Origin of the sequence: Pseudomonas glycinae, from assembly GCF_001594225.2 — a bacterium.
In the GTDB taxonomy this organism is placed as follows: domain Bacteria; phylum Pseudomonadota; class Gammaproteobacteria; order Pseudomonadales; family Pseudomonadaceae; genus Aquipseudomonas; species Aquipseudomonas glycinae.
Map to the genome: position 1 here is coordinate 3,411,356 of NZ_CP014205.2, position 23,866 is coordinate 3,435,221.

Sequence of the window (23,866 nt, forward strand, 5' to 3'; positions counted from 1 at the left end):
GGAAAAATCCCACGTATTCAAGAGAAGCTCCTGTCACCCCATGCGTATCGATCCTCGCCCGTTGCCCGCCACTCTGCCGTTTCTCGGTGAACTGCCACCCCTGCTGACCCGCCTGTATGCGGCGCGGGGCGTGCAGTCCGAGGCGGAGCTGGACAAGAGCCTGGCGCGGCTGATTCCGTTCCAGCAGCTCAAAGGGATCGATGCGGCGGTTGACCTGCTGGTGACAGCGCTGGAGCAGCGGCAGCGGATCCTGATCGTCGGCGACTTCGACGCCGACGGCGCGACGGCCAGCACCGTGGGCGTGCTCGGTTTGCGCCTGCTGGGCGCGGCGCACGTCGATTATCTGGTGCCAAACCGCTTCGAATACGGGTACGGCCTGACCCCGGAAATCGTCGAAGTCGCGATGACCCGCGAGCCGCAGTTGCTGATCACCGTCGACAACGGTATTTCCAGCGTTGAAGGTGTCGCGGCCGCGAAGCGCCATGGCCTGAAGGTCTTGATTACTGACCACCACTTGCCCGGCGATGAACTGCCGCAGGCCGATGCACTGGTCAATCCGAACCAGCCCGGCTGCGAGTTCCCGAGCAAGGCGCTGGCCGGGGTCGGGGTGATTTTCTACGTGTTGATGGCTTTGCGTGCACGTCTGCGCAGCCTTGGCTGGTACGAGAACAAGCCGCAGCCAAACATCGGCGAACTGCTGGATCTGGTGGCGCTGGGCAGCGTTGCCGACGTGGTGCCGTTGGATGCCAACAACCGGATTCTGGTGCACCAGGGTCTGGAGCGAATTCGCGCCGGACGTGCGCGGCCGGGGATCAAGGCGATCCTGGAAGTGGCCAAGCGTGAGGCTTCGCGCATTACGTCTACCGACCTCGGATTTATCGTCGGCCCGCGCCTGAACGCGGCGGGACGTCTGGATGACATGAGCCTGGGCATCGAATGCCTGCTGACCCACGACCCTGCGCTGGCCCGGGAAATGGCCGCACAACTGGACGGCATGAATCAGGACCGCAAATCCATCGAGCAAGGCATGCAGCGTGAAGCGCTGGCCCAGCTCAAGGACTTGCCGGTCGAGTCGATGCCGTTCGGTTTGTGCCTGTTCGATCCGGAATGGCACCAGGGCGTCATCGGTATCCTGGCTTCGCGGATGAAGGAGCGGTATTTCCGCCCGACCATCGCCTTCGCCGATGCCGGCGACGGCCTGCTCAAGGGCTCGGGCCGTTCGGTGCAGGGTTTCCATATTCGTGATGCGCTGAGCGTGGTCGCGGCACAACATCCGGATCTGATCAGCAAGTACGGTGGCCATGCGATGGCGGCCGGTCTGACCTTGCCGCAGGAGAATTTTTCGTTGTTTGCCGAGGCCTTCGACGCCGAGGTGCGTAGGCAACTTCGCGAAGAGGACCTGACCGGGCGCCTGCTGTCGGACGGCACGCTGGCGGTCGAGGAGTTTCATCTGGAGCTGGCTCGTGCCCTGCGCCACGCCGGGCCATGGGGCCAGCATTTTCCAGAACCGCTGTTTCACGGGGTGTTCCAGTTGGTCGAGCAGCGGGTTGTGGGTGAGCGGCACCTGAAAGTGGTGCTGAAAACCGAATGCGGTTCGGTGAAGCTTGATGGCATCGCGTTCGGGATTGATCGCGATATCTGGCCGAACCCGACGATCAAATGGGTCGAACTGGCTTACAAGCTCGACCTCAACGAGTTTCGCGGCAATGAGACCGTGCAGTTGATGATTGCTCATATCGAGCCGCGCTAAAGATCATTGCGCCCTTTACTGAAGGGCGCAGGCATCTTCAATTGTGCTGTTTCATTTCGGAACCCTCCCTCATCCCCGGATGTCGACTAGGCTCTAAGCACTGCTTGATTGGCCTTGTGACGTCTTGTCGAATTTTTTGCCCGCGGGGGCGGGTGCTGCACCTTTTTCCTGTCACTCGTCGACTTTTCAAACAGAACCCTGGAGCCTGCCCACTGATTTGAGAGGTGCCCCATGAGTCTGCTGCTTGAACCCTTTACCCTTCGCCAACTGACCCTGTCCAACCGCATCGCCGTGTCGCCCATGTGCCAGTATTCCAGCGTCGATGGCCTGGCCAATGACTGGCATCTGGTGCACCTCGGCAGTCGTGCCGTGGGGGGCGCTGGCCTGGTGTTTACCGAAGCCACGGCAATCACGGCCGACGGGCGGATCACCGCCGAAGACCTGGGCCTGTGGAACGACGAACAGATCCTACCCCTGCAACGCATCACCCGTTTCATCAACGCACAGGGCGCAGTGGCCGGCATTCAATTGGCCCACGCCGGGCGCAAGGCCAGCACCCATCGGCCGTGGATCGGCAAACATGGCAGCGTCAAACCGGAGGACGGTGGCTGGATCCCGGTGGGGCCTTCGCCGATTGCCTTTGACCCGCAACACACCCAACCGAAACAGCTGGATGAAGGGCAGATCGCCCAGGTCATTCAGGATTTCGTGGCCGCAGCCAAACGTGCGCTGACCGCCGGTTTCAGTGTGGTCGAGGTGCATGCGGCGCACGGTTATCTGCTGCACCAGTTTCTATCACCGCTGAGTAATCAGCGCCGCGACCAGTATGGCGGTTCGTTCGAAAACCGTATTCGCCTGGTGCTGCAAGTGACCGAGGCGGTACGCGCGGTGTGGCCGGAAGAACTGCCGGTGTTCGTGCGCCTTTCGGCTACCGATTGGGTGGAAGACGGCTGGAATCCCGATGAAACCGTGGAGCTGGCGCGACGCCTGAAAGCCTTGGGGGCTGATCTGATCGATGTGTCATCGGGCGGCACGGCAGTCAACGCGGAAATCCCCGTGGGGCCGGGATATCAGACGCGCTTCGCCGAACGAGTGCGCAAGGAGTCAGGTATCGCCACCGGCACCGTGGGAATGATTACCGAGCCGGCCCAGGCCGAGCACATTCTGCGGACCTGTCAGGCCGACATCATCTTCCTCGCCCGTGAGCTGCTGCGTGATCCGTACTGGCCGCTGCACGCCGACGATGACCTGGGGGGACGCAAAGCGGTGTGGCCGGCGCAGTATCAGCGTGCGACCCATCGGGATCAGCCGATTCACGAGTCTGATCTGCGGGATTGATTCCGACCCGCCGCAAAGCCTATAAAACCCGCCATTGAACTGGCGGGTTTTTTTCTTGCCTGCCGTACGGAATTGCAAAGGAATGGAACGCGATGTTGATCGAACGTGAGCTGACTGAGTCTGACTTGCCGCTGCTGGCGCTGATCGACCGCAGCGAGTTGGTCGAAGAATGCTATCGCGTGGAAAACGGTGAGTTGATTCTGTATCCGGCGCGTTTCGACATGCGCGGCTGGCCCGAAGGGGAGGCGGAGGAAAATGCGCGGGTATTGGAAAAATGCTGGCGCAGCGGTGGGTGGCTACACGGGATTTTCGATGGCGAGACGCTGGTGGCGGCAGTGGTTGTGGATAACCGGGTTATTCACAATCAGGGTTTGAAGATGCGGCAGTTGAAGTTTCTGCACATCAGCCGCGGCTGGCGTGGACAGGGGCTGGGCGGGCGGTTGTTTGCCTTGGCCTGCGCCCATGGTCGGAGGATCGGCGCCGAGGCGCTGTACGTCTCGGCGACCGAGTCGCGCAATACCGTGGAGTTCTATCAGCGCCAGGGTTGCCGGTTGCTGGCGCAACCGGATCCCGAGCTGTTTGCACTCGAACCTCACGATATCCACTTTTACTGTCGCCTGGAGTGACGCCATCGCGAGCAAGCTCGCTCCCACAGGTTTTCGGTTGTACACAAACTCTGTGATCAATCGATATCCATGTGGGAGCTTGCTTGCCAGCTATGAGGCCCAATCCGACGTCAGAGAATCATCCAGGGTATTTGCGCTTGACCGGCGCCGATGGGAAGTACTGGTACAACCAGGTCTCGCTCAGCGTGCGGTCGTTGGTTCGAATGAACAAACGCAGTTCAACCGGCTCCACGCTGTCATTGGTCGAGTACGAGTCGAACAGGATCCGGTAGCCCTTGATGTCATCCAGCACCAGCACGCTGAAGTCCTGCACCTTGCCGTTGGAGCAAGTGACCACCGGTTCGATCCCGGTGCCCTGTGGCAGGCGATCAAGCCCACCACCGGTGAAGTCCACGGCAAAACGACGGGCCCAGACCGGCGGATAATGCTCGCCTGGAGCCCAGCCTTCGACGAAGCCCCCCATGCCGGAACGGGTCGCATGTACCCGCGCCAGTGGTGTGCCGACCGGTGGCAGGGCACTCCAGTAGAGCTTGTAGCCGTAGTTCAGCGAATCGCCGGCGGCTACCGGTTTCTTTGGCGTCCAGAACGCAACGATGTTATCGAGTGTCTCGCCGGTTGTAGGAATTTCCAGCAGATCGATAGAGCCTTCGCCCCACGCGGTTGTAGGTTCTACCCACAGGCTCGGGCGCTTGCTGTACCAGTCGACGGTGTCCTGATAGTTGGCGAATTCGTGGTCGGTCTGCACCAGACCGAAACCTTTCGGATCGGTGTCGGCGAAGGCGTTGAATTGCAGGGTTGCCGGGTTGTTCAGCGGGCGGCAGATCCACTCGCCGTTGCCGCGCCACATGGCCAGACGATCCGAGTCATGGATTTGCGGGTGGATGGTGTCGCACATCCGGCGCTCGTGGGTGCCGCAACTGAACATGCTGGTCATCGGCGCGATGCCCAGTTGTTCGATGGCGGTGCGGGCGTTGATGTGAGCATCGACTTCCATCACCACGCGCTCAGCCTGGCAATCGATGTCGAAGCGATAGGCGCCGGTCGCGCTCGGCGAGTCGAGCAGGGCGTAGACCACAAAGCGGGTCGCGTTCTGATCCGGCGTCTCGAACCAGAACTTGGTGAAGTCAGGGAATTCTTCGCGTTTCCTGGCGTAGGTGTCCACGGCCAGGCCACGGGCGGAGAGGCCATATTGGCCAGTGGCATCCACCGCGCGGAAGTAGCTGGCGCCGAGGAACGACACCACGTCATGCCGATCCAGTTCCGGCGCCTTGAACAGCTTGAAACCGGCAAACCCCAGATCGCCCTTGAGCTGCTGGGTGTCGACCGAGGTGTTCTCATAGTTGAACAGCTGAGGGCGGAAATGCACCTCGCGGGCCGTGCGGGTCTTTGGATCGACGCTGTACATGCGCACCGGCTGACGGAAACCCATGCCGACGTGGAAGAACTGCACATCGAGCTGACCCTTGTTCTCCTTCCACAGCGAATGCTCGCCGTCGTAGCGGATCGCATTGAAGTTCTGCGGGGTCATGGTCGCCAGGGTCGGCGGCAGCACCTGTTTGGTGTCCTGATAGGCGTTGCCGGCCAGTTGTTTGGCCTGACGCTTCAGCGTTTCGAAGTCGAAAGCCTGTGCTTCACCGTCGGCGGCACCGCCAGAGGCGGCCCAGGCGCGTGCGGCGAGCAGGCCGGAGGCGGAAAGGCCGGTGTAAGCCGCAATGGCCATGGACGCTTTGAGCAAATTCCTGCGGTGCATAAATACAACCTGTCGTGGACAATCCCGCGCCGTTCCTGGCACGTACTGGATCAGAAATTACGGTTCGGACAAGCCTTCGGCCAAACGCTACGGACTAGTAACAGATGCCCGCTAGCTTAATCGGTTCGCCGATTTTGCAAAATTCATTGATATCACGGCGACAGCGTCTCAATGAAACAAGACGTTACGGTTACTTATCCCACAGTCTTTTCTGATTTATAGGGCATATCTGCTTTTTTCGACTAATTACTCTAAAAACCACTTTTCAGCGCCGATTTAATTACTATTCTATGGGCATCGCCGGTCACGACTCATCCGACCGGCAGGGCTCAAATCGCTGCTTAAAGGAGCAGGGCGATGCGGTTTTCGAAAATTTCTGACGTACTGGAAAAGGACATCGTCCATGACAAAAGGACAAGGCATCACCGAAATGTTGGGCATCTTTCCCTGCCTCACCAACGTCCGGCGAAGACGCCGGCTCAGTCCCGATGAACTGAAACTGGTGGAGCGTTATCGGGAGTTGTCGGAAAGCGACCGGATTGCGATGCGGTATCTGGTGGATGCGATGAGGAGTGTTTCGCGGTTTTGAAGTGAAAAACCAAAGGGGCGGACTGTGAAGTCCGTCCCTTTTTCATTCTTGAGGTTTACCGTGGACGCTGTGCCTGCATCAACTCAGGCATGTCCCGCCATTTCACCCAGGCCTGTTGTTGCCAGTGCAGCAGCGGCACAGTGACGCCCGCCCAATGCATCGAGCTCAGGCTCGGGCAGTTTTCCGCTATTGCTGAGCTGGTTTCCCGCAGGATGGGAATCACCTCATTGCTCAGCCATTGGCGCAGATTGCGGTTTTCCGGGATGAAATGATGAACCAGCAGCGCATACATGCCGGATTCGCTGACCATCGGTGTCTCGACAACTTTGCCGTACTTGCGCAGCCGAACGGTGCGGCGTTGGTCGGGGTCGAGTTTGAGCGTGACGCGTGGGTTCAAGGGATGGCCCATCATGCGGCCCAGATCTTGAGCGCAGAACCAGGCTTGATGATCAAGCAGGAGGGCGTGGAGGAAGCGGTTGTGGCGGGTGAAGACCGTAGGGATAAAGTGCGTCTGGGTCTCTGGTGAATTTGGCGCGTGCATAGTCAATTTCTACTCCATGTTGAAATGAGAGCCGCCACTAATCCTTCGACAGATTTGGGTGGCGAACCGTGCGGCGTTCGAAGTCGGAACATTCTCGATCAACATGGAAGCCGAGAGGCCCGCGCCACACGGTCCGCCATAACGCGAATCCGAAAGGCAAAAAAGCCTCGGTTTCTATGGAGGACGCAGTTGCGCCATGTTGATGATGTACCGGCTTCGACCCCGGGCCGCTGATTGGGCAGCGACGGGATAAAGCCTATCGGTCAGGCGCTAGCGGCTCCAAGTCTACGCTGTGGACGCGTAGCGTAGGAAATGTGGCTTCTTCTTGAAGCCTGCATCTGTAGGAAATGCCTGTTTTTGTATGGCCGCCAGCCAGACTGCACCTGAAGCGTGATTTTTCCTTTATGAATCTCCGGCATCCCCCGTGGGGGGCGGCAGCTCAAAGGATTCTTCCGAAGGTGGGGAAGATCTACGTAGCGGCGCTAACCTGGAAGTGAATTCAATGACGACTGTATTTATTGCTGGCTCTATCAATATCAAGAACCTTGATCCGAAGGTTAAGGAGCGTATCAGTAATATCGTTGCGTCTGAATTCGAGGTGGTCGTTGGTGATGCAGGTGGTGCCGATACCTCCATTCAGGAATATCTGCTGAGTCTTGAGCGATCCAAAACTACAGTGTTCTGTAGTGGTCCAGCACCGCGGAACAACCTCGGACAGTGGCCCGCCAGAACAGTGGACTCCAAACACTCCAAAGGATCGAGGGCCTTCTTCACCGAGAAAGACGTGGTGATGGCCGAAGCCGCTGACTACGGCTTGATGATATGGGATGCGAAGAGCACCGGTACGCTCAGCAACGTCATAGAACTGTTGTCGAGAAAGAAGAAGTCCCTTGTCTTCGTCAACAAGGAGAAGGAATTCAAAGTGGTGGGTGACGTCAATCAGCTCGAAGAGTTGATTGCATTCATGTCTGACCACGCCAAGCAAAAAGCCAACGAAAAAATCAAACTGTTCGATCGTATTTCTTCGCTGAAATACGATCAGTCCGAGCTTTTCTTTTGATGTTTTGCGTCGGCTTTCTTGAACCCCGGCACTCTATCGGTGCCGGGGCCAAAATCTTTTACCGACCCACCTTCCAAGCATCCCCAGCCGGCGCCTTCCCATGGTCATACGGCTTGCCAATCCACATATAAACCAGCCCCAGCCCAATCACGATCGCGGTGCTCAGCACCATCGCGTAGTTGATGTACCACGCCGCATCCGGGGTGCGGGGCCAGGCCATGTTGATGATTGCGCCGACGCCGTACACCAGCGCGCCGATGTTCACCGGCCAGCCCCAGGCGCCGAGGGTGAACTTGCCGCTGGGTTTCCAGCCTTTGCTGCGGGCGTACAGGGCGGCGAGGACGATCATCTGGAACGCGAGGTAGATGCCGATGGCGGCGAAGCTGACGATGGTGGCCACGGCGTCTTGCAGGAATAAGCCGAGGGCGATGATCAGGCCGGGCAGGACGCCGGACACGAACAGGGCGGCAACCGGCACCTGGGTCGTAGGAGAAATCTTTTTCAGCAGTCGGCTGCCGATGACCATTTCATCGCGAGCGTAGGAATACAGCAGACGACTTGCCGCCGCTTGCAGGCTGATGACGCAGGAGATGAAGGAAATCATCACCACGCCCATCACCACTTTCGAACCCACCGGGCCGAAGGCATTGTTGAGGATGGTGGTGACCGGGTCTTTGTCGGTGCCGTTGATCACCGCTTGCATGTCCGGCACGGCGAGGATCAGCGCCAGGCAAGCGAACATTGCCGCGATGCCGCCGATGTAGATGGTCATGCGCATGGCCACCGGGATTTTTGCGCTCGGGTTCGGGGTTTCTTCGGCGACGTCGCCGCAGGCTTCGAAGCCGTAGTAGAGGAACATCCCCGCCAATGAAGCGGTGAGGAATGCCGGCAGGTAGGAGCCGTCGACGCTGATATCGAAGGTGTTGAACAGCACGCTGATCGGTTGGTGACGCTCGAAAATCAGCAGGTACACGCCGACGATCACCGCGCCCACCAGTTCGCAGAGGAAGCCGAACATGGCGATCCGCGCCAGCACTTTGGTGCCGCTGAGATTCACCAGGGTGGCGAACAGCGTCAGCACCAGGGCGATGACGATGTTGGTGTTGTTGCTCGGCTCAAAACCCAGCATGGCGGCGAGGTACGGGCCGGCACCGACCGCAACGGCGGCGATGGTCACGCACAGGGCGATGGAGTAGATCCAGCCGACCATCCATGCCCATTTCTTGCCCACCAAGCGACGCGCCCAAGGATAGACACCGCCGGAAATCGGGAACTGCGACACCACTTCGCCGAAGATCAGGCACACCAGCAACTGACCGCAGCCGACCAGCAAATAAGCCCAGAACATCGGTGGCCCGCCAGCGGCCAGACACAGGCCGAACAGGGTATAAACCCCTACAACCGGTGACAGATAAGTGAAGCCCAGTGCGAAGTTTTCCCACAGGCTCATGCTGCGGTTGAAGTTGGAGGTGTAGCCCAGTTGACGCAGTTGTTCGGCATCGCTGTCGGCAACGGCGGCTGAGAGTTCGGGTGATGCACTCATGTGTGTTTGCTCCGTGAAATCGGCAGATTTCGGATGGCCGAAACCGTGGCGGGGCTTGGTGAGCGCCGCCCGGATCGGTAGTTATTGTTTTGAATGCCTGGTGGTGCGTAATGCCGGTTTTCTTCCTGAAACCGGAGTGACGCCATCGCTGGCAAGCCAGCTCCCACTAGAGCTGCACTGAACCCTGTGGGAGCTGGCTTGCCAGCGATGCTTTTAGTGCTTGAACATCACATGCCGAACCGTGGTGTAGTCCTCCAGCCCGTACATGGACATGTCCTTGCCGTAGCCGGACAGTTTCTGACCGCCATGAGGCATTTCGCTGACAAGCATGAAGTGGGTATTCACCCAGGTGCAGCCGTACTGCAACCGCGCGGACAGGCGATGGGCGCGTCCTACATCCGCCGTCCACACCGAAGACGCCAGGCCGTAGTCCGAATCGTTGACCCATTCCAGCGCCTGGGCTTCATCGGTGAATTTGGTCACCGACACCACCGGCCCGAACACTTCGCGGCGGACGATCTCATCGTCCTGCTGGGCGTCGGCCAGCACCGTTGGTTCGAAGAAGAAACCGTTGCCTTCGACAGCCTTGCCGCCAGTGATCAAGCGAATGTGCGGTTGCGCCACGGCGCGTTCGACAAACCCGGCCACGCGGTCGCGATGTTGGGCGGTGATCAGCGGCCCGAGTTCGGTCGACGGATCATCCTGTAAGCCGTACTTGATGCTGCTGACCGCCGCGCCGAGCTTCTCGACGAACTTGTCGTAGATGCCTTGCTGGGCGTAGATCCGGCACGCCGCGGTGCAGTCCTGGCCAGCGTTGTAGAAACCGAAGGTGCGAATGCCTTCGACCGCCGCATCAATGTCGGCGTCGTCGAAGATGATCACCGGCGCCTTGCCGCCCAATTCCATGTGCATGCGTTTGACGCTGTCGGCGGTGCTGGAAATGATGTTCGAACCGGTGGCGATGGAGCCGGTCAGCGACACCATGCGCACTTTCGGATGAGTTACCAACGGGCTGCCCACGCTCGGTCCACGCCCGAACACCAGATTGAGTACACCCGCCGGGAAAATGTCCGACGCCAGTTCGGCCAGACGCAACGCGGTCAGCGGGGTTTGTTCCGACGGCTTGAGTACCACGGTATTACCGGCGGCGAGGGCCGGGGCGATTTTCCAGGCGACCATCATCAGCGGGTAGTTCCACGGCGCGATGGAGGCGATCACGCCCACCGGGTCACGGCGGATCATCGAGGTGTGGCCGGGCAGGTATTCGCCACCGGCCGAACCACTCATGCAACGGCTGGCACCGGCGAAGAAACGGAACACGTCGGCAATTGCCGGGATCTCGTCGTTCAGCGCGGCACTGTAGGGTTTTCCGCAGTTGTCCGATTCCAGTTTCGCCAGTTCTTCGCCGTGGGCTTCGATGGCGTCGGCGAGTTTGAGCAGCAACAGCGAACGGTCTTTCGGCGTGGTCTGCGACCATTCGGCGAAGGCACTGTCGGCGGCGCGCACGGCGGCATCGACCTGGGCCTCGGTGGCCTCGTTGATTTCCAACAGCACGTCACCGCGCGCCGGGTTGAGCACCGGTTGCGCCGGGCCTTCGCCGTTGACCAGTTGGCCGTTGATCAAGAGTTTGGTTTGCATGTTGTTGTCCTCACTAGCACTTTTATTTTTCTGGCCGAATCGAGAATCCTGTGGGAGCGGGCTTGCCCGCGATGAGGCCATCCCGTTCAAAATTGATGGCGGCTGACACACCGTCATCGCTGGCAAGCCAGCTCCCACAGGGAGTTGTGGTGTTTGTTAGATATTCATTTGCCGCCGCTGCCGGCCACGCTCTCGCCACCCCGGGTCAGGTAGTAGGCGCCGAGGATCGGCAGCATGGTCACCAGCATCACGAGCATCGCCACGACGTTGGTCACCGGCACGTCCCGAGGGCGGCTCAACTGGTTGAGCAACCACAGCGGCAAGGTGCGTTCATGGCCGGCGGTGAAGGTGGTGACGATGATTTCATCGAACGACAGCGCAAACGCGAGCATGCCCCCGGCGAGCAGCGCCGAGCCGAGGTTCGGCAGGATGATGTAGCGAAAGGTCTGCCAGCCGTCGGCGCCGAGATCCATCGACGCCTCGATCAGACTGTGCGAGGTACGGCGCAGACGGGCGATGACGTTGTTGTAGACGATCACCACGCAGAAGGTCGCGTGGCCGACGATGATGGTGAACATTCCCGGCTCGATCCCCAACGTCTTGAAAGTCGCCAGCAACGCGATCCCGGTGATGATCCCCGGCAGTGCGATAGGCAGGATCAGCATCAGCGAAATGCCCTGCTTGCCGAAGAAATCCCGGCGATAAAGCGCAGCGGAAGCGAGGGTGCCGAGCACCATCGCGATCAGTGTGGCGATGGCCGCGATCTGCAACGACAGCTTGATCGCTTCCAGCACGTCAGGCCGCGAAAACGCCACACTGAACCAGTGCAGCGTGAAGCCTTTCGGTGGAAAGCTGAACGCCGCGTCTTCGGTGTTGAAGGCGTAGAGGAAGATGATCAGGATCGGGAAGTGCAGAAACACCAGCCCGCCCCAGGCTGCAATGCGCAAGCCTATTGAAGCCTTTTCAGAGTGCATCGAAGGCCCCCAGTCGTTTGACGATGGACAGGTAGATTGCGATCAGCACGATCGGCACCAGCGTGAACGCTGCGGCCATCGGCATGTTGCCGATTGCGCCCTGTTGCGCGTAGACCATGCTGCCGACGAAGTAGCCCGGCGGGCCCACCAGTTGCGGCACGATGAAGTCGCCCAAGGTCAGCGAAAACGTGAAGATCGAACCGGCAGCAATCCCCGGCACCGACAGCGGCAGAATCACCTGCATGAAAGTCTGGCGCGGCTTGGCCCCGAGATCGGCGGAGGCTTGCAGCAACGACGGCGGCAGGCGCTCCAGCGAGGCCTGGATCGGCAGGATCATGAACGGCAGCCAGATGTAGACGAACACCATGAACCGCCCCAGGTGCGAGGTCGACAAGGTGCTGCCGCCGACACCGGGAATCCCCAGAATGAACTGCAGAACCGGCTCCAGCCCCAGGTGCTGAACGAACCACTGCGCCACGCCGCCCTTGGCCAGCAGCAGCGTCCAGGCGTAGGCCTTGACGATGTAACTGGCCCACATCGGCATCATCACCGCGATGTAGAAAAATGCCTTGGTCTTGCCGCTGGTGTAGCGCGCCATGTAGTAGGCAATCGGGAATGCGACGATGGCGCTGGCGATCGACACCACGACGGCCATGCTCAGGGTGCGCAGGATGATGTCGAAGTTCGACGGCTGGAAAAGCGCCGCGAAGTTGGCCAGGGTCAGGTCGGGCGTGACCGCCATGGTGAAGTCGTCGAAGGTGTAGAAACCTTGCCACAACAGCACCAGCAGCGAGCCCAGATAGATCGCGCCGAACCACAACAGCGGCGGCACCAGCAGCATCGACAGATACAGATTCGGCTTGCGATAGAGCAGGTTGGAAAACCTGCGCAACGGCGCCGATTGAGGAATAGCGAGGGCGGTCATGTCACACCCCGCTCGCAACGGTGTCGTGCAACGGAATCATCGCTTCCCGCGCCCAGCGAGCGCTGATGCGCTGACCGGTCTGGTGCTGCGCGCTGCTGTCGATCCACTGATTGTTGGCCTGGCTGATGCTCAGGGTCTGGCCGTTTTCCAGGGTCAGTTCATAGCGCGTGGCGCTGCCCTGATATTGAATGTCGTGGAGCAGACCACTGACTTCGATCTCGTGGCTGGCCAGCGGACCTTCGGCGAAACGCACGTGTTCCGGGCGGATCGAAAACGGCTGCGGATGACCGCTGAGCTGGCGCGCCAGATCGCCGCGAATCACGTTCGAGGTGCCGACGAATTCGGCGACGAAAGTCGTGGTGGGTTTCATGTACAGATTGCGCGGCGTATCGACCTGCTCGATGCGACCCTTGTTGAACACGGCCACGCGGTCGGACATCGACAACGCTTCGGTCTGATCGTGGGTGACGAAGATGAAGGTGATGCCGAGCTGACGTTGGAGCTTCTTCAGTTCGCTCTGCATCTGTTCCCGCAGCTTCAGGTCGAGGGCGCCCAGCGGTTCGTCGAGCAACAGCACTCGCGGGCGATTGACCAGCGCGCGGGCGAGGGCAACACGCTGGCGCTGACCGCCGGACAACTGCACCGGTTTACGCGTGCCGTAGCCGCCGAGGGCGACCATGTCCAAGGCTTCTTCGGCGCGTTTGTGGCGCTCGGTTTTGCTCACGCCTTTGACTTTCAAACCGTAGGCGACGTTGTCCAGCACGTTCATGTGCGGGAACAGCGCGTAGTCCTGAAACACCGTGTTGACGTCGCGTTGATAAGGCGGCAGACCGGCGGCTTCGGCGCCGTGAATGCGGATCGAGCCAGCGCTCGGTTGCTCAAACCCGGCGATCAGGCGCAGGCACGTGGTCTTGCCCGAACCGGAAGGGCCGAGCATGGAAAAGAACTCGCCGTCCTGGATGTCGATGGAAACCCGGTCAACGGCCTTCACTTCGCCGAACTGCCGGGAAACATTGGTGAACTGGACTGCAAGCGTCATGATGCGGTGCTCCGAAAAGGCGAAGGCCGTCGCAGCGGCCCTGCCTGGACTTCTGAAAAACAGTATTCGAATTGATCGTTCCCACGCTCTGCGTGGGAATGCAGCCCGTGACGCTCTGCGTCAGCTCTTGCGAATGGACGCGGAGCGTCCGGTGATGCATTCCCACGCAGAGCGTGGGAACGATCGGGCTAGAGCGGCGTGTCAGCGACCGCCCATAATCGCAATGTAGTCCTGCGTCCACCGGCTATACGGCACAAACTTCCCACCCTCAGCCTGCGGGGTTTTCCAGAAAGCGATCTTGTCGAACTGATCGAACCCGTTGGTCTTGCACCCCTCGGCCCCCAGCAGCTCGCTACCCTGGCAAGCCGCCGGAACCGCCGGCAACGAACCGAACCATGCCGCCACATCACCCTGGACTTTCGGCTGCAGCGACCAGTCCATCCACTTGTACGCGCAGTTCGGGTGCTTGGCCTCGGCGTGCAGCATGGTGGTGTCGGCCCAACCGGTGGCGCCTTCTTTCGGCACGGTCGACGCGATCGGCTGTTTCTCGTTGATCAAGCCGTTGACCTGGTACGGCCAGGCGCTGGACGCGACCACGCCTTCGTTCTTGAAGTCGCTCATCTGCACGGTGGTGTCGTGCCAGTAGCGGTGGATCAGCTTCTGCTGGGCGCGCAACAGTTCCAGCACCGCCTTGTACTGATCTTCAGTGAGTTGGTACGGATCCTTGATCCCCAGCTCAGGCTTGGTGGACTTCAGATAGAGCGCCGCATCGGCGATGTAGATCGGGCCGTCGTAAGCCTGCACGCGGCCCTTGTTCGGCTTGCCGTCGGGCAGGTTCTGCGCGTCGAACACCACGTTCCAGCTGGTCGGCGCAGTCTTGAAGACGTTGGTGTTGTACATCAGCACGTTCGGGCCCCACTGGTACGGGGTGCCGTAGGTCTGGTTGTTGACCACGTACCACGGCGCGTCTTTCAGGCGCGGGTCGAGGGACTTCCAATTCGGGATCAACGCGGTGTTGATCGGCTGCACACGCTTGCCGACGATCAACCGCAACGACGCATCGCCCGACGCCGTCACCAGGTCGTAACCGCCCTTGGCCATCAGGCTGACCATTTCGTCAGAGGTGGCGGCGGTTTTCACATTGACCTTGCAGCCGGTTTCCTTCTCGAAACCGGTCACCCAGTCGTAGGCCTTGTCGCTTTCACCGCGTTCGATGTAGCCGGGCCAGGCGACGATATCCAGCTGGCCTTCGCCGGCGCCGACGGCTTTCAGCGGCTCGGCAGCCTGCAGGCTGGCGCTGGCCAGCAGGGCCGTGGTGATTGCACTGAACAGTGCGGTCTTGTGCACGAACATGGTGAACCCTCTTCTTTAAATTATGGTCGGGGCAGTTGTGAACGCGGTGAAGCATGCCGTTAGCGGCTTGTTATTAGCGTAGTCAGAGATGCTGGCCATGGCGGGCCATGATGTGCCGCACCACGCTGTAGTCCTGTAGCGAATCGCTGGATAAGTCTTTGCCGTAGCCGGAGCGTTTCAGGCCGCCGTGGGGCATTTCGCTGACCAGCATGAAATGGCTGTTGATCCAGGTGCAGCCGTATTGCAGGCGTGCGGCGACCTGCATTGCCTTGTCCAGATTCTGGGTCCAGACCGACGAGGCGAGGCCATATTCGGAGTCATTGGCCCAGTCCACCGCTTGCGCCAGTTCGTCGAAGCGGGTCACGGTCACCACCGGGCCGAACACTTCGCGCTGGACGATTTCATCGCTCTGTTTGCAACCGGCCAGCAGGGTTGGCTGATAGAAGAACCCGGCGCCGGAATGCACCGCCGCGCCGGTCACCCGCTCGATGTGCGGCTGGCCGAGGGCGCGCTCGACGAAGCTGGCCACGCGGTCGCGCTGACGGGTGCTGATCAGCGGGCCGATTTCGTTATCCGCATCGCGTTTGCCGGCAAAACGCAGACTGCTGACCGCCGCGCCGAGTTCGGCCACCAATTTGTCGTGAATCCCGGCCTGGGCGTAAATCCGGCAAGCCGCCGTGCAATCCTGCCCGGCGTTGTAATAGCCATAAGTACGCACGCCTTCGACCACGGCTTTGAGGTCGGCGTCGTTGCAGACGATCACCGGAGCCTTGCCGCCGAGTTCGAGGTGGGTGCGTTTAAGGGTTTTTGCGGCGGCCTGGAGGATTTTCTGGCCGGTGACGATATCGCCGGTCAGCGACACCATGCGCACTTTCGGATGCCCGACCAAGTGACTGCCAACCCCTTCGCCGCCACCGCAGACAATGTTGATCACCCCGCGCGGCAGGATTTCGGCCAACGCCGGAGCCAGTGCCAGAATCGACAGCGGCGTGTGCTCGGACGGTTTGAACACCAGCGTATTGCCGGCGGCGAGGGCCGGGGCGATCTTCCACGCGGCCATCATGATCGGGTAGTTCCACGGTGCAATCGAGGCGACGACGCCAATCGGATCGCGGCGCACCATGCTGGTGTAGCCCGGCACGTATTCGCCGCTGAGCTGGCCGGTCTGGCAGCGCACGGCGCCGGCGAAGAAGCGAAACACATCGACCGTGGCGGTCAAATCGTCCTGCCGCGCCAGATGCAGCGGCTTGCCGCAGTTCAGGGCTTCGAGACGGGCGAGGTGATCGGCGTGTTTTTCGACGGCGTTGGCGATTTCCAGCAGCAGGTTCGAACGTTGTTGCGGGGTGGTGCGCGACCACTCGGCAAAGGCGCTGTGGGCGGCAAGGATGGCGGCTTCGACTTGCTCGGTGCTGGCTTCGGCGATCTGAGTCAGGACTTCGCCGGTGGCCGGTTTGAGGATCGGTTCGACAAAACCCTGGCCAGCGACCAGTTCGCCGTCGATCAGCAACGCGGTGTGCATGTGGGTCTGCGCGCCAGCCATTTTCCGTGATCTCTTTTCTTGTATGGCCATGTTGCTCCCTGTTCCGGGAGCCGACCGTCTTATAGATGCAGCAAGACTAGTGCGCGGCTCCGGGGTCGACAAATTCTAAATACTGAAGGTGGCATTCGATTAAATAGATGGCTTGCGTCCGCCGTGCGGCTGCTCGCGGGCCACAGTCAGGAACGGATCGACCAGCGCGGGGCGGGCGGTGCCGCGACGCCAGGCCAGACCGACGTCGAGGGTCTGGTTGAGGTCGGCAATTGGTCGCGCCTCGATGATGTCGCCTTCCAGCGACCACGGTCGGTAGGTCATGTCCGGCTGGATCGACACGCCGAGCCCCGCTGCCACCAGACTTCGTACTGCTTCGGTGGACGCGGTTCTGAGGGTGATCTTCGGTTGTAGTCCGGCGCCGCGCCACAGGCGTTGGGCGTTGCGATCCATCTCGTCGACGTTCAGTTGAATCAACGGCTCCCGGGCGACATCGGCAAGGTTGATACTGTCGTGTTCCAGCAGCGGATGCTGGGCCGGCAGCCACAAACGATGTGGTGAGTGGGTCAGCACTTCGGTCTGCAACGCGTGGCGGTCTTCGAGGTTGGAGAGGATCAGCACCCCTACATCGATCTCGCCGCTGACCAGCAGATGCTCGATGTACGGCCGCTCGTCCTCCATCACCCGGATCTCGACATTGGGATAGGCGCGCTGAAAACGGGTGAGCAAATCCGCCAGGTAATAACCGGCCACCAGACTGGTCACCCCGACGATCAACTGCCCGGCGACCTGATCGGTACTCTGTTGCAGGCTGCGTTTGGCGTTGTCCACGGTCGCCAGAATCAGGTGCGCCTGGCGCAGGAACTGGTGGCCCTGATGGGTGAGCGTCATACCCTTGGCGTGGCGATTGAACAGGCTGACGCCGATCTCTTCCTCCAGTTGCTGGATGGCCAGGGTCAGGGTCGATTGGGAAATGAACGCGGTTTGCGCAGCGGCGGAGATCGAGCCGGTCTCGGCCACGGCGATGAAATGGCGGATCTGACGCAAGGTCATCATGGAAGGTTTACCCGGTGGGCGGTTTTTATAGATTGCCTCGAGTGTATATCTATTTTCGCGAAGGGCTGCGGTGGGCCAGGCAACATCTGGAAGCACACTCGCACCCAAGTGACGGGCACTTTCGAACTAGGCTGAGGGCCTTATTGATCCGGATAACCCCCTGCTTGGAGACGGAACATGAACACCCGTGGATTGCTCGATCAACTCCTCAAGTCCGGCCAGGATCTGCTGCAGAACAAGGCGGGCGGGGCGCAGAACAAACCGGCTGCCGGTGGTTTGGGCGGCTTGCTGGGCGGATCTTCCAGTAACGGCGCACTCGGCGGCTTGCTGTCAGGCGCAGGCGGCGGTGCCTTGGCGGCCGGGGCCATGGGCCTGCTGCTGGGCAGTAAAAAGGCCCGCAAGGTCGGCGGTAAAGTCGCCCTCTACGGCGGCCTCGCCGCACTGGGCGTGATCGCCTACAAAGCCTACGGCAACTGGAACGCCCAAAAAGGCACTGCCCCACAAAGCCAACCGCAAACCGTCGATCGCCTGCCACCGGCGCAAGTCGAACAACACAGCCAGGCGATCCTCAAAGCCCTGGTCGCCGCCGCCAAGGCCGACGGCCACATCGACGACCGCGAACGCCAACTGATCGAAGGCGAGTTCACCAAACTCGACAACGATCAGGAGCTCAAACACTGGCTCCACGCCGAACTCAACAAACCCCTCGACCCCACCGACGTCGCCCGCGCGGCAAGCACACCGGAAATGGCCGCCGAGATGTACGTGGCGAGCGTGATGATGGTGGATGAGGAGAACTTCATGGAGAAGAGCTATCTGGATGAACTGGCGCGGCAGTTGAAGCTGGAGCCGGGGTTGAAGGTGGAGCTGGAGAGGCAGGTGAGGGTGGCGGTTGCGTAATCAAAAGGTTTGACGAGTCCCCGGCGAGGATCGAGCATCGCTCGCCGGATGTTCATCAGTGCAACACTACGGTCTTGCGGGCCTCTATAAAGGTCGCGACTTTCTTGCCCCTGGCGCTTTGACCAACTTATTGGCTTTCACCAGTGCGGCACTGGGTTTCGCCCAGTGCTCCGTGGAGGGGCTGAGCAAATAAATCTGTAACCCATACTTCAGTAGCCGTAAGGTGGGAAAAAATAAGATAGAGCAGGATGCTCTGTTTCCCACTCTCTTGCGAAAGAAATTCCTTTGTTAATTTCTTCTGGAGTCATTTTTTCTGCTATTTCTGGGAGGCTTCTGCGAGCATCTTCCGGAGCGACTCCACCACCCTCTAGTTTCGAGATAAGGTAGGTTATTCCGTAAGCTTTCACTAAATCCAATGGAAAACCGTAGCTGTCAGGAAGATGGGCTACCGTCAAAGCATACCCACCCGCAGCATCGATATGGCCCATCTCAGCAGCCTTCTCAATCCAGTATCCAACTTCTTCTTTACTTGCGTTGTGTTCATACAAGAAGTTTGCATAAAGATACATGCCAGGCGCATAACCACTCTCGGCTGAGGCTTTAAACCATTTCTCAACAGCTTTCTCGCGACTACCTGGAGTCAGGAACCATCCGCCACCGTCTTGGTAAACCCCTGCAAGGACTTTCTGGGCAAACCCGTTACCAGCGTTTGCCGCTCTTTCCAGCCACTCCAAACCTTGCTTCGCTGTGAATAAAACAGTCATTGCTTCAGAATCACCTTTTTCGGCACGTTCTTTTGCAATCCTCAAAGCATGCTCTCGCCACTCTTCACCACTTTTCCCGGCACAGCTACCCATTTCTTTACATAGATCATCTGTATTGCTTAGACGTAGCATTGCGTAAAGGTCACCTTGGCTGGCTGCTGCCTCGTACCATTTCTTTGCGTCTTCTGTTATGTAGCGTTTACTAAGACGAATGGCTTCTCCTAGATAGTACTGTGCAACACTATCTCCACTCTCTGCCGCAATTTTGAGTAGCGGTTGGGAGTCGTACCAGTCACTTTGTTGGTGAAGTAAAATGCCTTTTTCTTTTGCGGCCTCTTGCTCAGTAGTTAGTTTGGCAAAAACTGAGTCGGGAAATAAAATTGAGCATGAAATTATGGCGAGAATTTTCTGAATCAAAGTTAAATCTGTCACCTCTTTTTCTGTTGGGAGTATATTGCTTTTTGAAAATGGCCAGCTTTAGGGGGGGCGCTGGCCTTTCTTGTGTTTGCTAGGTCTTAATAGCCGTATATAGGATCGAAATAGGAGAGTGGCGGGTGTGTTTTTTCCCATTCCTTTGCAAAGGAAATTCCAAGTTCAATTTCCTTGGGTTGCATTTTTTTTGCTATTTCTGGAAGGTTGAGTCTTGCCTCTTCAGGAGAAGTCGCCCCACCTTTAAGGTTTGATATTAAATATGTAAATCCGTAGGCTTTAACTAAGTCTAGAGGGAATCCATAACTATCTGGTAAGTGTGCGATGTTTAAGGCGTACCCTCCTAGTGCCTCAATATGACCGGATTCGGCCGTTTTTTTAAGCCAACGTCCTACTTCCTCTTTGCTTCCATTGTGTTCATACAGATAGTTTGCATAGAGGTACATGCCCGGAGGGTAGCCGCCTTCAGCCGATGCTTTAAACCACTTTTCTATTGCTTTCTCGCGACTGCCTGGAATCAGGAACCAGCCCTGTCCTCTTTTATAGGCACTGGCGAGTAATTGCTGAGCATAGCTATCACCAGATTCCGCAGCCCTTTCTAGCCATTCCAATCCTTGTTTGGCCGTAAACAGCACGATCATTGCCTCTGTGTCACCTTTGTCTGCACGCTCACGAGCGACTTTTATCGCATGCGCCCTCCATTCTTCACTATTTTTACCTGTGCACTCTTCCAATACCGTGCACAGATCATTTTTATTGCTGAGACGTAGCATGGCGTAAAGGTCGCCCTGCTCGGCGGCGGCCTCATACCATTTTTTGGCTTCGTCCGTCATGTAACGATTACTCAGTCGTATCGCCTCGCCTAAAAAATACTGAGCGTTACGGTCGCCAGCTTCAGCGGCGGTTTTTAAAAATGGTTGTGAGGAAGTCCATGCGCTTTGTTGGTAAAGAGCAATACCCTTATTTCTGGCTGCCGTCTGAGTTTCTGTCAACTGTCCGGCAGAAGCACAGGATAGGAACATTAAAATTAGACAGCCTAAAGTAGCTCGCTTAATCAATGTTTGGTCCTTTATAAGTGACGTTTATACCTTGGACTGGCGCGAAAGCAGGCCCTTTATATACGGTGCTATAGTCGCAATGTTTATTTAAACGAAGTCCGAGCTTCGATACCCGATCTTTGTATCTGGCTCGCATTACATTGTTGGTTTCGGTGAGTCCAAGTACTCGCTCGGCCATGAACAAATCAAGTTTTGCTTTGTTTTTACAGTATGCGAGCCCAGCTTGGCCAGGTCGTGCACCGTCTCGATTCATGCAGATAATTGCTTCTTCAAACTGTTGATTTGCATCAGGCTTACTAGATATCCACCCTAGGCATCGTTCAATTGCCTGTTGCTGCAACAGGTGTGCTTGGTCTTCATTGAAGCTCTGTTCTTCCTTTGAATCTTCTTCAACGGTAAATGGTTTTGGTGGGGCACTCAATGCCAGCAAAAGTGGCCCAAAAGCCTGTGGCTGCAGGTTGTAAACCCAATCCTGCATTTCTTGCCTATTTTCATTTCTACCGAGCGTATAAGCAATCTGCCCCCCACGATCCCCCGCAGTAAGAGCATCAAAAATCTCTTTAACAATTGCATACCCACGCACATACGCAAACGCCACATCAATTCCCGTGGCGCCGAGGAAGCTCAGTTTTTTCACGTAGGCCAAGGCTTCGGTTTCCACCCACTCCAGATCCTTGTATTGGTTCGCGGCCATTTCCTGTCGCACCAGTTCCGTCAGGGCTACGATGCTTTCGTATCCGACCTCAAAGGTCAAATAGCCTTTGACCCCAGCGCCCCAAACGAGCGCGCCTTTGATCGACAGCAAAAGACGTCCGTCGTGCACTCGCAGGTTCAGGTCTCCCGAAATACCGGCACCGACCGCCACCGCCATTTCGACTTCCAGTTTTGCCAACGGGCGCCATTGGTTGGCTGCCAGACGGTTCGGCACTGGCGCAGGCGGGAGAACGCCGGGAGGCGGGCACCAGAACAATTTGCCCGTCACCTTGCATCCAGCCTGAGCGCCAGCAAACACTTCGTACTTGCCCACCTCGCCGGTTTTCTCGGCAACGTCCACGCCAACAAGGCTGGTGTAACCGGTTTTTTGATCCAAAGACAGATCGCGTGACAGCATCAGGCTGGCGCCGGCGAAGCCCCAGGCCTTGGCTTCCAGATCCAAAGACAACTTGCCGAAATTGACGCTGCGGATACTGCCATCGTGAGCCTTGTATTTGGCGGTCCAGGGTTCAGCCTTGACCCGTTTTGGCAACTCGACCTTCAGCAGGGTCACTTCTCCGCGCCATGCGGTTACATCCAGAGCGACTTCAACGTTGGCAATTTGCGGGGCGCCATTTTTCCAGGTGGGGCCTTCCATTTTGACTTCTGTCAGCAGGTTGGCGCCTTCTGGGAGTAAGCATCTGACCAGTTGGGCCTGCGGGCTGTTGTCAAAAAGCATGAGATTACGAAGCTGTTTGTCTTCGAACACCATCGCTTTGAGGTTTTCACCCCAACGTTTGCGCTTGTCTTCAGCCTTGATGCTTTCAACTCTGTAGCCTTTGGCCTCCAGCGCAGCGAAGAATTTGTCGGGCACGAACAAGCCATGCTCGTCGAACCACGGACCTTTTTCATCGAATTGAAGTGCGCCCTCCTGATTGAGCCAGTCACTGAAAACACGATCGTCGTCGGCCTCTTTGGCGATTGACTTGGGCAAGCTGGTGGCAAGCTCTTTCAGTTGCCCCTTGAATGCATTGCCGCTGACCTGAGCCAAGTGCTTGAGGCTGATGTGGTTCAGGATCGTTGTCGACGACGCGCTGCTGAGTTCGCGCAAAGGAATGTTGGTCTTGGCAAGGCGCTCAATCGGTTTTGGCTTATAGGTTTCGGGTTCCCAGAGAAACATGCGAGGGGGCCGGATTTCCCGCACGCGGGCTTCGGCGGTCGTCTGAATCCGCTCTGCTTCGGTATTCAGCTCGTACCACTGATCTCTCAACTTGGCGAAGAGCACGCCGGGTGGCGCGGATTTGCCTCCAGTGGCCGAGACCCACTGGGAATAGCGGTCTTCAATTTTTTTTTCGAGTTCATCTCGCTTGGTGGTCAGCTCTACGAAGGCTTGGAAGTCTTCTGTACCCGCATACTGGTCGTCGGGGCTGAGGGCGAACTCGGGAACCGCGATCCCGCATTCAGCGAGTTCCACGATGGAGTTGATGTACTTGGACATCAAGTCTTTCAACGCAAGGATGTTGAGTTGTACACCCCTCAACGCCTTCCTATCGACTTCACCGGTTTCAATCAGTTTTTTGTATAGCGCCTTGTAGTCTTTCAAGTGCTCCCAGGCGGAAGCGATTTTCTTGGTGCCTGGGTCGAACATTTTGTAGCCATGGGCTTTGGCCTTGTCACGCTCTTCAATGTACTTGTCGATGGCGTCACGAGCCTTTAGCGCACGCGGGGTATAGAAGATCCCATTTTCTCGTTTGTACCCCAACGTTTTTGCTTTCGCGTCGGATACTTTTTCGAGGGTTTCCATGTTTTTCTGGTTTTTCTCGATGCGTTGTCCGGCGTGGAACATCTCGCGCTCGGCATGCATCGTAGCGTCGTTGTCACCTTTGGCTTTTGCCGCCTCCCAATCCTTACGGCATTGGGCTTTTTTGGTAGTGTCTTCGGGGATTGCCGACTTCGACTCCAGGTAACTGCTACGTTGCTCGCCTTCGAGAAAGGCTTCGGGCCCCGGTGTGAGGAAGTACTCCATCAATCCGGCATCGGCGATGTTGCTCATGCGAGTGGCTTTGTCTGCGTCGACGGTCTTCTGTTTGAGCAGGCTGACGCTTTCCTTCAGCTTTTCCGACGTGCGCTTGGGCAGCAGCCAGAATCGGCGCTGGCCGGTGACGTAGATGATGTCGTCGTAGCTACTGCTGCAACCTGGCTTCTTGTCCTTGCAGAACGTCTCGGCATCAACGGGCGCCTTTGGCGGATCCGCCGGTATAACGACTGGTGTGGGCTCTTGCGGGGTTGTTTGTTCGGACGTACCTGTCATC

General features: G+C 58.4%; 19 protein-coding genes. 6 read left to right on the top strand and 13 right to left on the bottom strand.

Features of this window, described 5'->3' with window-relative positions:
• The first annotated feature begins 40 nt into the window (after positions 1–40).
• From recJ to AWU82_RS15470, 3 genes are all read left to right on the top strand, one after another.
• Entirely contained in the window at positions 41–1,750 is a 1,710-nt protein-coding gene (gene recJ, locus AWU82_RS15460; protein ID WP_064382407.1) for a single-stranded-DNA-specific exonuclease RecJ, read from the top strand.
• Between the two features lie 231 nt (positions 1,751–1,981).
• The gene (locus AWU82_RS15465) at positions 1,982–3,088 is read left to right on the top strand and encodes an NADH:flavin oxidoreductase/NADH oxidase (protein WP_011332626.1); all 1,107 of its coding nucleotides are present in this window, start codon (positions 1,982–1,984) and stop codon (positions 3,086–3,088) included.
• Between the two features lie 92 nt (positions 3,089–3,180).
• Positions 3,181–3,714 carry a GNAT family N-acetyltransferase gene (locus tag AWU82_RS15470; protein WP_064382406.1) on the top strand — a complete coding sequence of 178 codons (534 nt, stop codon included), beginning with the start codon at positions 3,181–3,183 and terminating at the stop codon, positions 3,712–3,714.
• Positions 3,715–3,832: 118 nt separating this feature from the next.
• Here AWU82_RS15470 and AWU82_RS15475 read toward each other — a convergent pair whose 3' ends face one another.
• Entirely contained in the window at positions 3,833–5,464 is a 1,632-nt protein-coding gene (locus tag AWU82_RS15475) for a glucan biosynthesis protein D (RefSeq protein ID WP_190241482.1), read from the bottom strand.
• Between the two features lie 403 nt (positions 5,465–5,867).
• Here AWU82_RS15475 and AWU82_RS15480 point away from each other — a divergent pair, with 403 nt between their 5' ends.
• The gene (locus AWU82_RS15480) at positions 5,868–6,053 is read left to right on the top strand and encodes a hypothetical protein (RefSeq protein WP_007954656.1); all 186 of its coding nucleotides are present in this window, start codon (positions 5,868–5,870) and stop codon (positions 6,051–6,053) included.
• Positions 6,054–6,108: 55 nt separating this feature from the next.
• Here AWU82_RS15480 and AWU82_RS15485 read toward each other — a convergent pair whose 3' ends face one another.
• Positions 6,109–6,594, bottom strand: a complete 486-nt coding sequence (locus AWU82_RS15485; protein WP_064382404.1) for a BRO-N domain-containing protein — start codon at positions 6,592–6,594, stop codon at positions 6,109–6,111.
• A gap of 502 nt (positions 6,595–7,096) precedes the next feature.
• Between AWU82_RS15485 and AWU82_RS15490 the strand changes: the two genes are divergently transcribed.
• Positions 7,097–7,654 carry a hypothetical protein gene (locus AWU82_RS15490; protein ID WP_064382403.1) on the top strand — a complete coding sequence of 186 codons (558 nt, stop codon included), beginning with the start codon at positions 7,097–7,099 and terminating at the stop codon, positions 7,652–7,654.
• A 58-nt stretch (positions 7,655–7,712) separates the two neighbouring features.
• On the opposite strand, the gene AWU82_RS15495 is transcribed toward AWU82_RS15490, so the two are convergent.
• From AWU82_RS15495 to AWU82_RS15530, 8 genes are all read right to left on the bottom strand, one after another.
• The gene (locus tag AWU82_RS15495) at positions 7,713–9,197 is read right to left on the bottom strand and encodes an APC family permease (RefSeq protein WP_064382402.1); all 1,485 of its coding nucleotides are present in this window, start codon (positions 9,195–9,197) and stop codon (positions 7,713–7,715) included.
• Between the two features lie 213 nt (positions 9,198–9,410).
• Positions 9,411–10,835 (bottom strand): gamma-aminobutyraldehyde dehydrogenase, encoded by a 1,425-nt coding sequence (locus AWU82_RS15500; RefSeq protein WP_064382401.1) that lies wholly within the window; start codon positions 10,833–10,835, stop codon positions 9,411–9,413.
• 164 nt (positions 10,836–10,999) lie between these two features.
• On the bottom strand, positions 11,000–11,809 hold the full coding sequence (locus AWU82_RS15505; RefSeq protein WP_007954663.1) for an ABC transporter permease: 810 nt from the start codon (positions 11,807–11,809) through the stop codon (positions 11,000–11,002).
• A complete protein-coding gene (locus AWU82_RS15510; RefSeq protein WP_064382400.1) occupies positions 11,799–12,734 on the bottom strand; it encodes an ABC transporter permease in 936 nt (311 codons plus the stop codon). The genes AWU82_RS15505 and AWU82_RS15510 overlap by 11 nt, the downstream gene beginning before the upstream one ends.
• A 1-nt stretch (position 12,735) precedes the next feature.
• Complete coding sequence (locus tag AWU82_RS15515) at positions 12,736–13,773, bottom strand: ABC transporter ATP-binding protein (RefSeq protein WP_064382399.1); 1,038 nt, start codon at positions 13,771–13,773, stop codon at positions 12,736–12,738.
• A gap of 201 nt (positions 13,774–13,974) precedes the next feature.
• Positions 13,975–15,126, bottom strand: coding sequence for a putative ABC transporter substrate-binding protein YdcS (gene ydcS / locus AWU82_RS15520; protein WP_064382398.1), 1,152 nt, complete (start codon positions 15,124–15,126; stop codon positions 13,975–13,977).
• Positions 15,127–15,208: 82 nt separating this feature from the next.
• Entirely contained in the window at positions 15,209–16,696 is a 1,488-nt protein-coding gene (locus tag AWU82_RS15525; RefSeq protein ID WP_084777023.1) for a gamma-aminobutyraldehyde dehydrogenase, read from the bottom strand.
• A 99-nt stretch (positions 16,697–16,795) separates the two neighbouring features.
• Positions 16,796–17,710 carry a LysR family transcriptional regulator gene (locus tag AWU82_RS15530; protein WP_007954670.1) on the bottom strand — a complete coding sequence of 305 codons (915 nt, stop codon included), beginning with the start codon at positions 17,708–17,710 and terminating at the stop codon, positions 16,796–16,798.
• A 177-nt stretch (positions 17,711–17,887) separates the two neighbouring features.
• Between AWU82_RS15530 and AWU82_RS15535 the strand changes: the two genes are divergently transcribed.
• Positions 17,888–18,610, top strand: a complete 723-nt coding sequence (locus tag AWU82_RS15535; protein WP_064382396.1) for a tellurite resistance TerB family protein — start codon at positions 17,888–17,890, stop codon at positions 18,608–18,610.
• 209 nt (positions 18,611–18,819) lie between these two features.
• Here AWU82_RS15535 and AWU82_RS15540 read toward each other — a convergent pair whose 3' ends face one another.
• The 3 genes from AWU82_RS15540 to AWU82_RS15550 form a co-directional block, all read right to left on the bottom strand.
• Positions 18,820–19,806 carry a tetratricopeptide repeat protein gene (locus AWU82_RS15540; RefSeq protein ID WP_223290637.1) on the bottom strand — a complete coding sequence of 329 codons (987 nt, stop codon included), beginning with the start codon at positions 19,804–19,806 and terminating at the stop codon, positions 18,820–18,822.
• A gap of 83 nt (positions 19,807–19,889) precedes the next feature.
• Positions 19,890–20,861 carry a tetratricopeptide repeat protein gene (locus AWU82_RS15545; protein WP_064382395.1) on the bottom strand — a complete coding sequence of 324 codons (972 nt, stop codon included), beginning with the start codon at positions 20,859–20,861 and terminating at the stop codon, positions 19,890–19,892.
• Entirely contained in the window at positions 20,854–23,865 is a 3,012-nt protein-coding gene (locus AWU82_RS15550; protein WP_064382394.1) for a type II toxin-antitoxin system RelE/ParE family toxin, read from the bottom strand. The genes AWU82_RS15545 and AWU82_RS15550 overlap by 8 nt, the downstream gene beginning before the upstream one ends.
• Position 23,866: the final 1 nt, after the last annotated feature.

Bases quoted from the DNA above. Each gene is read 5' to 3' on its own strand.
- AWU82_RS15525 (WP_084777023.1), bottom strand. From the start codon at position 16,696: ATGGCCATACAAGAAAAGAGATCACGGAAAATGGCTGGCGCGCAGACC.
- AWU82_RS15495 (WP_064382402.1), bottom strand. From the start codon at position 9,197: ATGAGTGCATCACCCGAACTCTCAGCCGCCGTTGCCGACAGCGATGCC.
- AWU82_RS15465 (WP_011332626.1), top strand. From the start codon at position 1,982: ATGAGTCTGCTGCTTGAACCCTTTACCCTTCGCCAACTGACCCTGTCC.
- ydcS (WP_064382398.1), bottom strand. From the start codon at position 15,126: ATGTTCGTGCACAAGACCGCACTGTTCAGTGCAATCACCACGGCCCTG.
- AWU82_RS15510 (WP_064382400.1), bottom strand. From the start codon at position 12,734: ATGACCGCCCTCGCTATTCCTCAATCGGCGCCGTTGCGCAGGTTTTCC.
- AWU82_RS15550 (WP_064382394.1), bottom strand. From the start codon at position 23,865: ATGACAGGTACGTCCGAACAAACAACCCCGCAAGAGCCCACACCAGTC.
- AWU82_RS15480 (WP_007954656.1), top strand. From the start codon at position 5,868: ATGACAAAAGGACAAGGCATCACCGAAATGTTGGGCATCTTTCCCTGC.
- AWU82_RS15475 (WP_190241482.1), bottom strand. From the start codon at position 5,464: ATGCACCGCAGGAATTTGCTCAAAGCGTCCATGGCCATTGCGGCTTAC.
- AWU82_RS15535 (WP_064382396.1), top strand. From the start codon at position 17,888: ATGAACACCCGTGGATTGCTCGATCAACTCCTCAAGTCCGGCCAGGAT.
- AWU82_RS15515 (WP_064382399.1), bottom strand. From the start codon at position 13,773: ATGACGCTTGCAGTCCAGTTCACCAATGTTTCCCGGCAGTTCGGCGAA.
- AWU82_RS15490 (WP_064382403.1), top strand. From the start codon at position 7,097: ATGACGACTGTATTTATTGCTGGCTCTATCAATATCAAGAACCTTGAT.
- AWU82_RS15485 (WP_064382404.1), bottom strand. From the start codon at position 6,594: ATGCACGCGCCAAATTCACCAGAGACCCAGACGCACTTTATCCCTACG.
- recJ (WP_064382407.1), top strand. From the start codon at position 41: ATGCGTATCGATCCTCGCCCGTTGCCCGCCACTCTGCCGTTTCTCGGT.
- AWU82_RS15505 (WP_007954663.1), bottom strand. From the start codon at position 11,809: ATGCACTCTGAAAAGGCTTCAATAGGCTTGCGCATTGCAGCCTGGGGC.
- AWU82_RS15470 (WP_064382406.1), top strand. From the start codon at position 3,181: ATGTTGATCGAACGTGAGCTGACTGAGTCTGACTTGCCGCTGCTGGCG.
- AWU82_RS15530 (WP_007954670.1), bottom strand. From the start codon at position 17,710: ATGATGACCTTGCGTCAGATCCGCCATTTCATCGCCGTGGCCGAGACC.
- AWU82_RS15500 (WP_064382401.1), bottom strand. From the start codon at position 10,835: ATGCAAACCAAACTCTTGATCAACGGCCAACTGGTCAACGGCGAAGGC.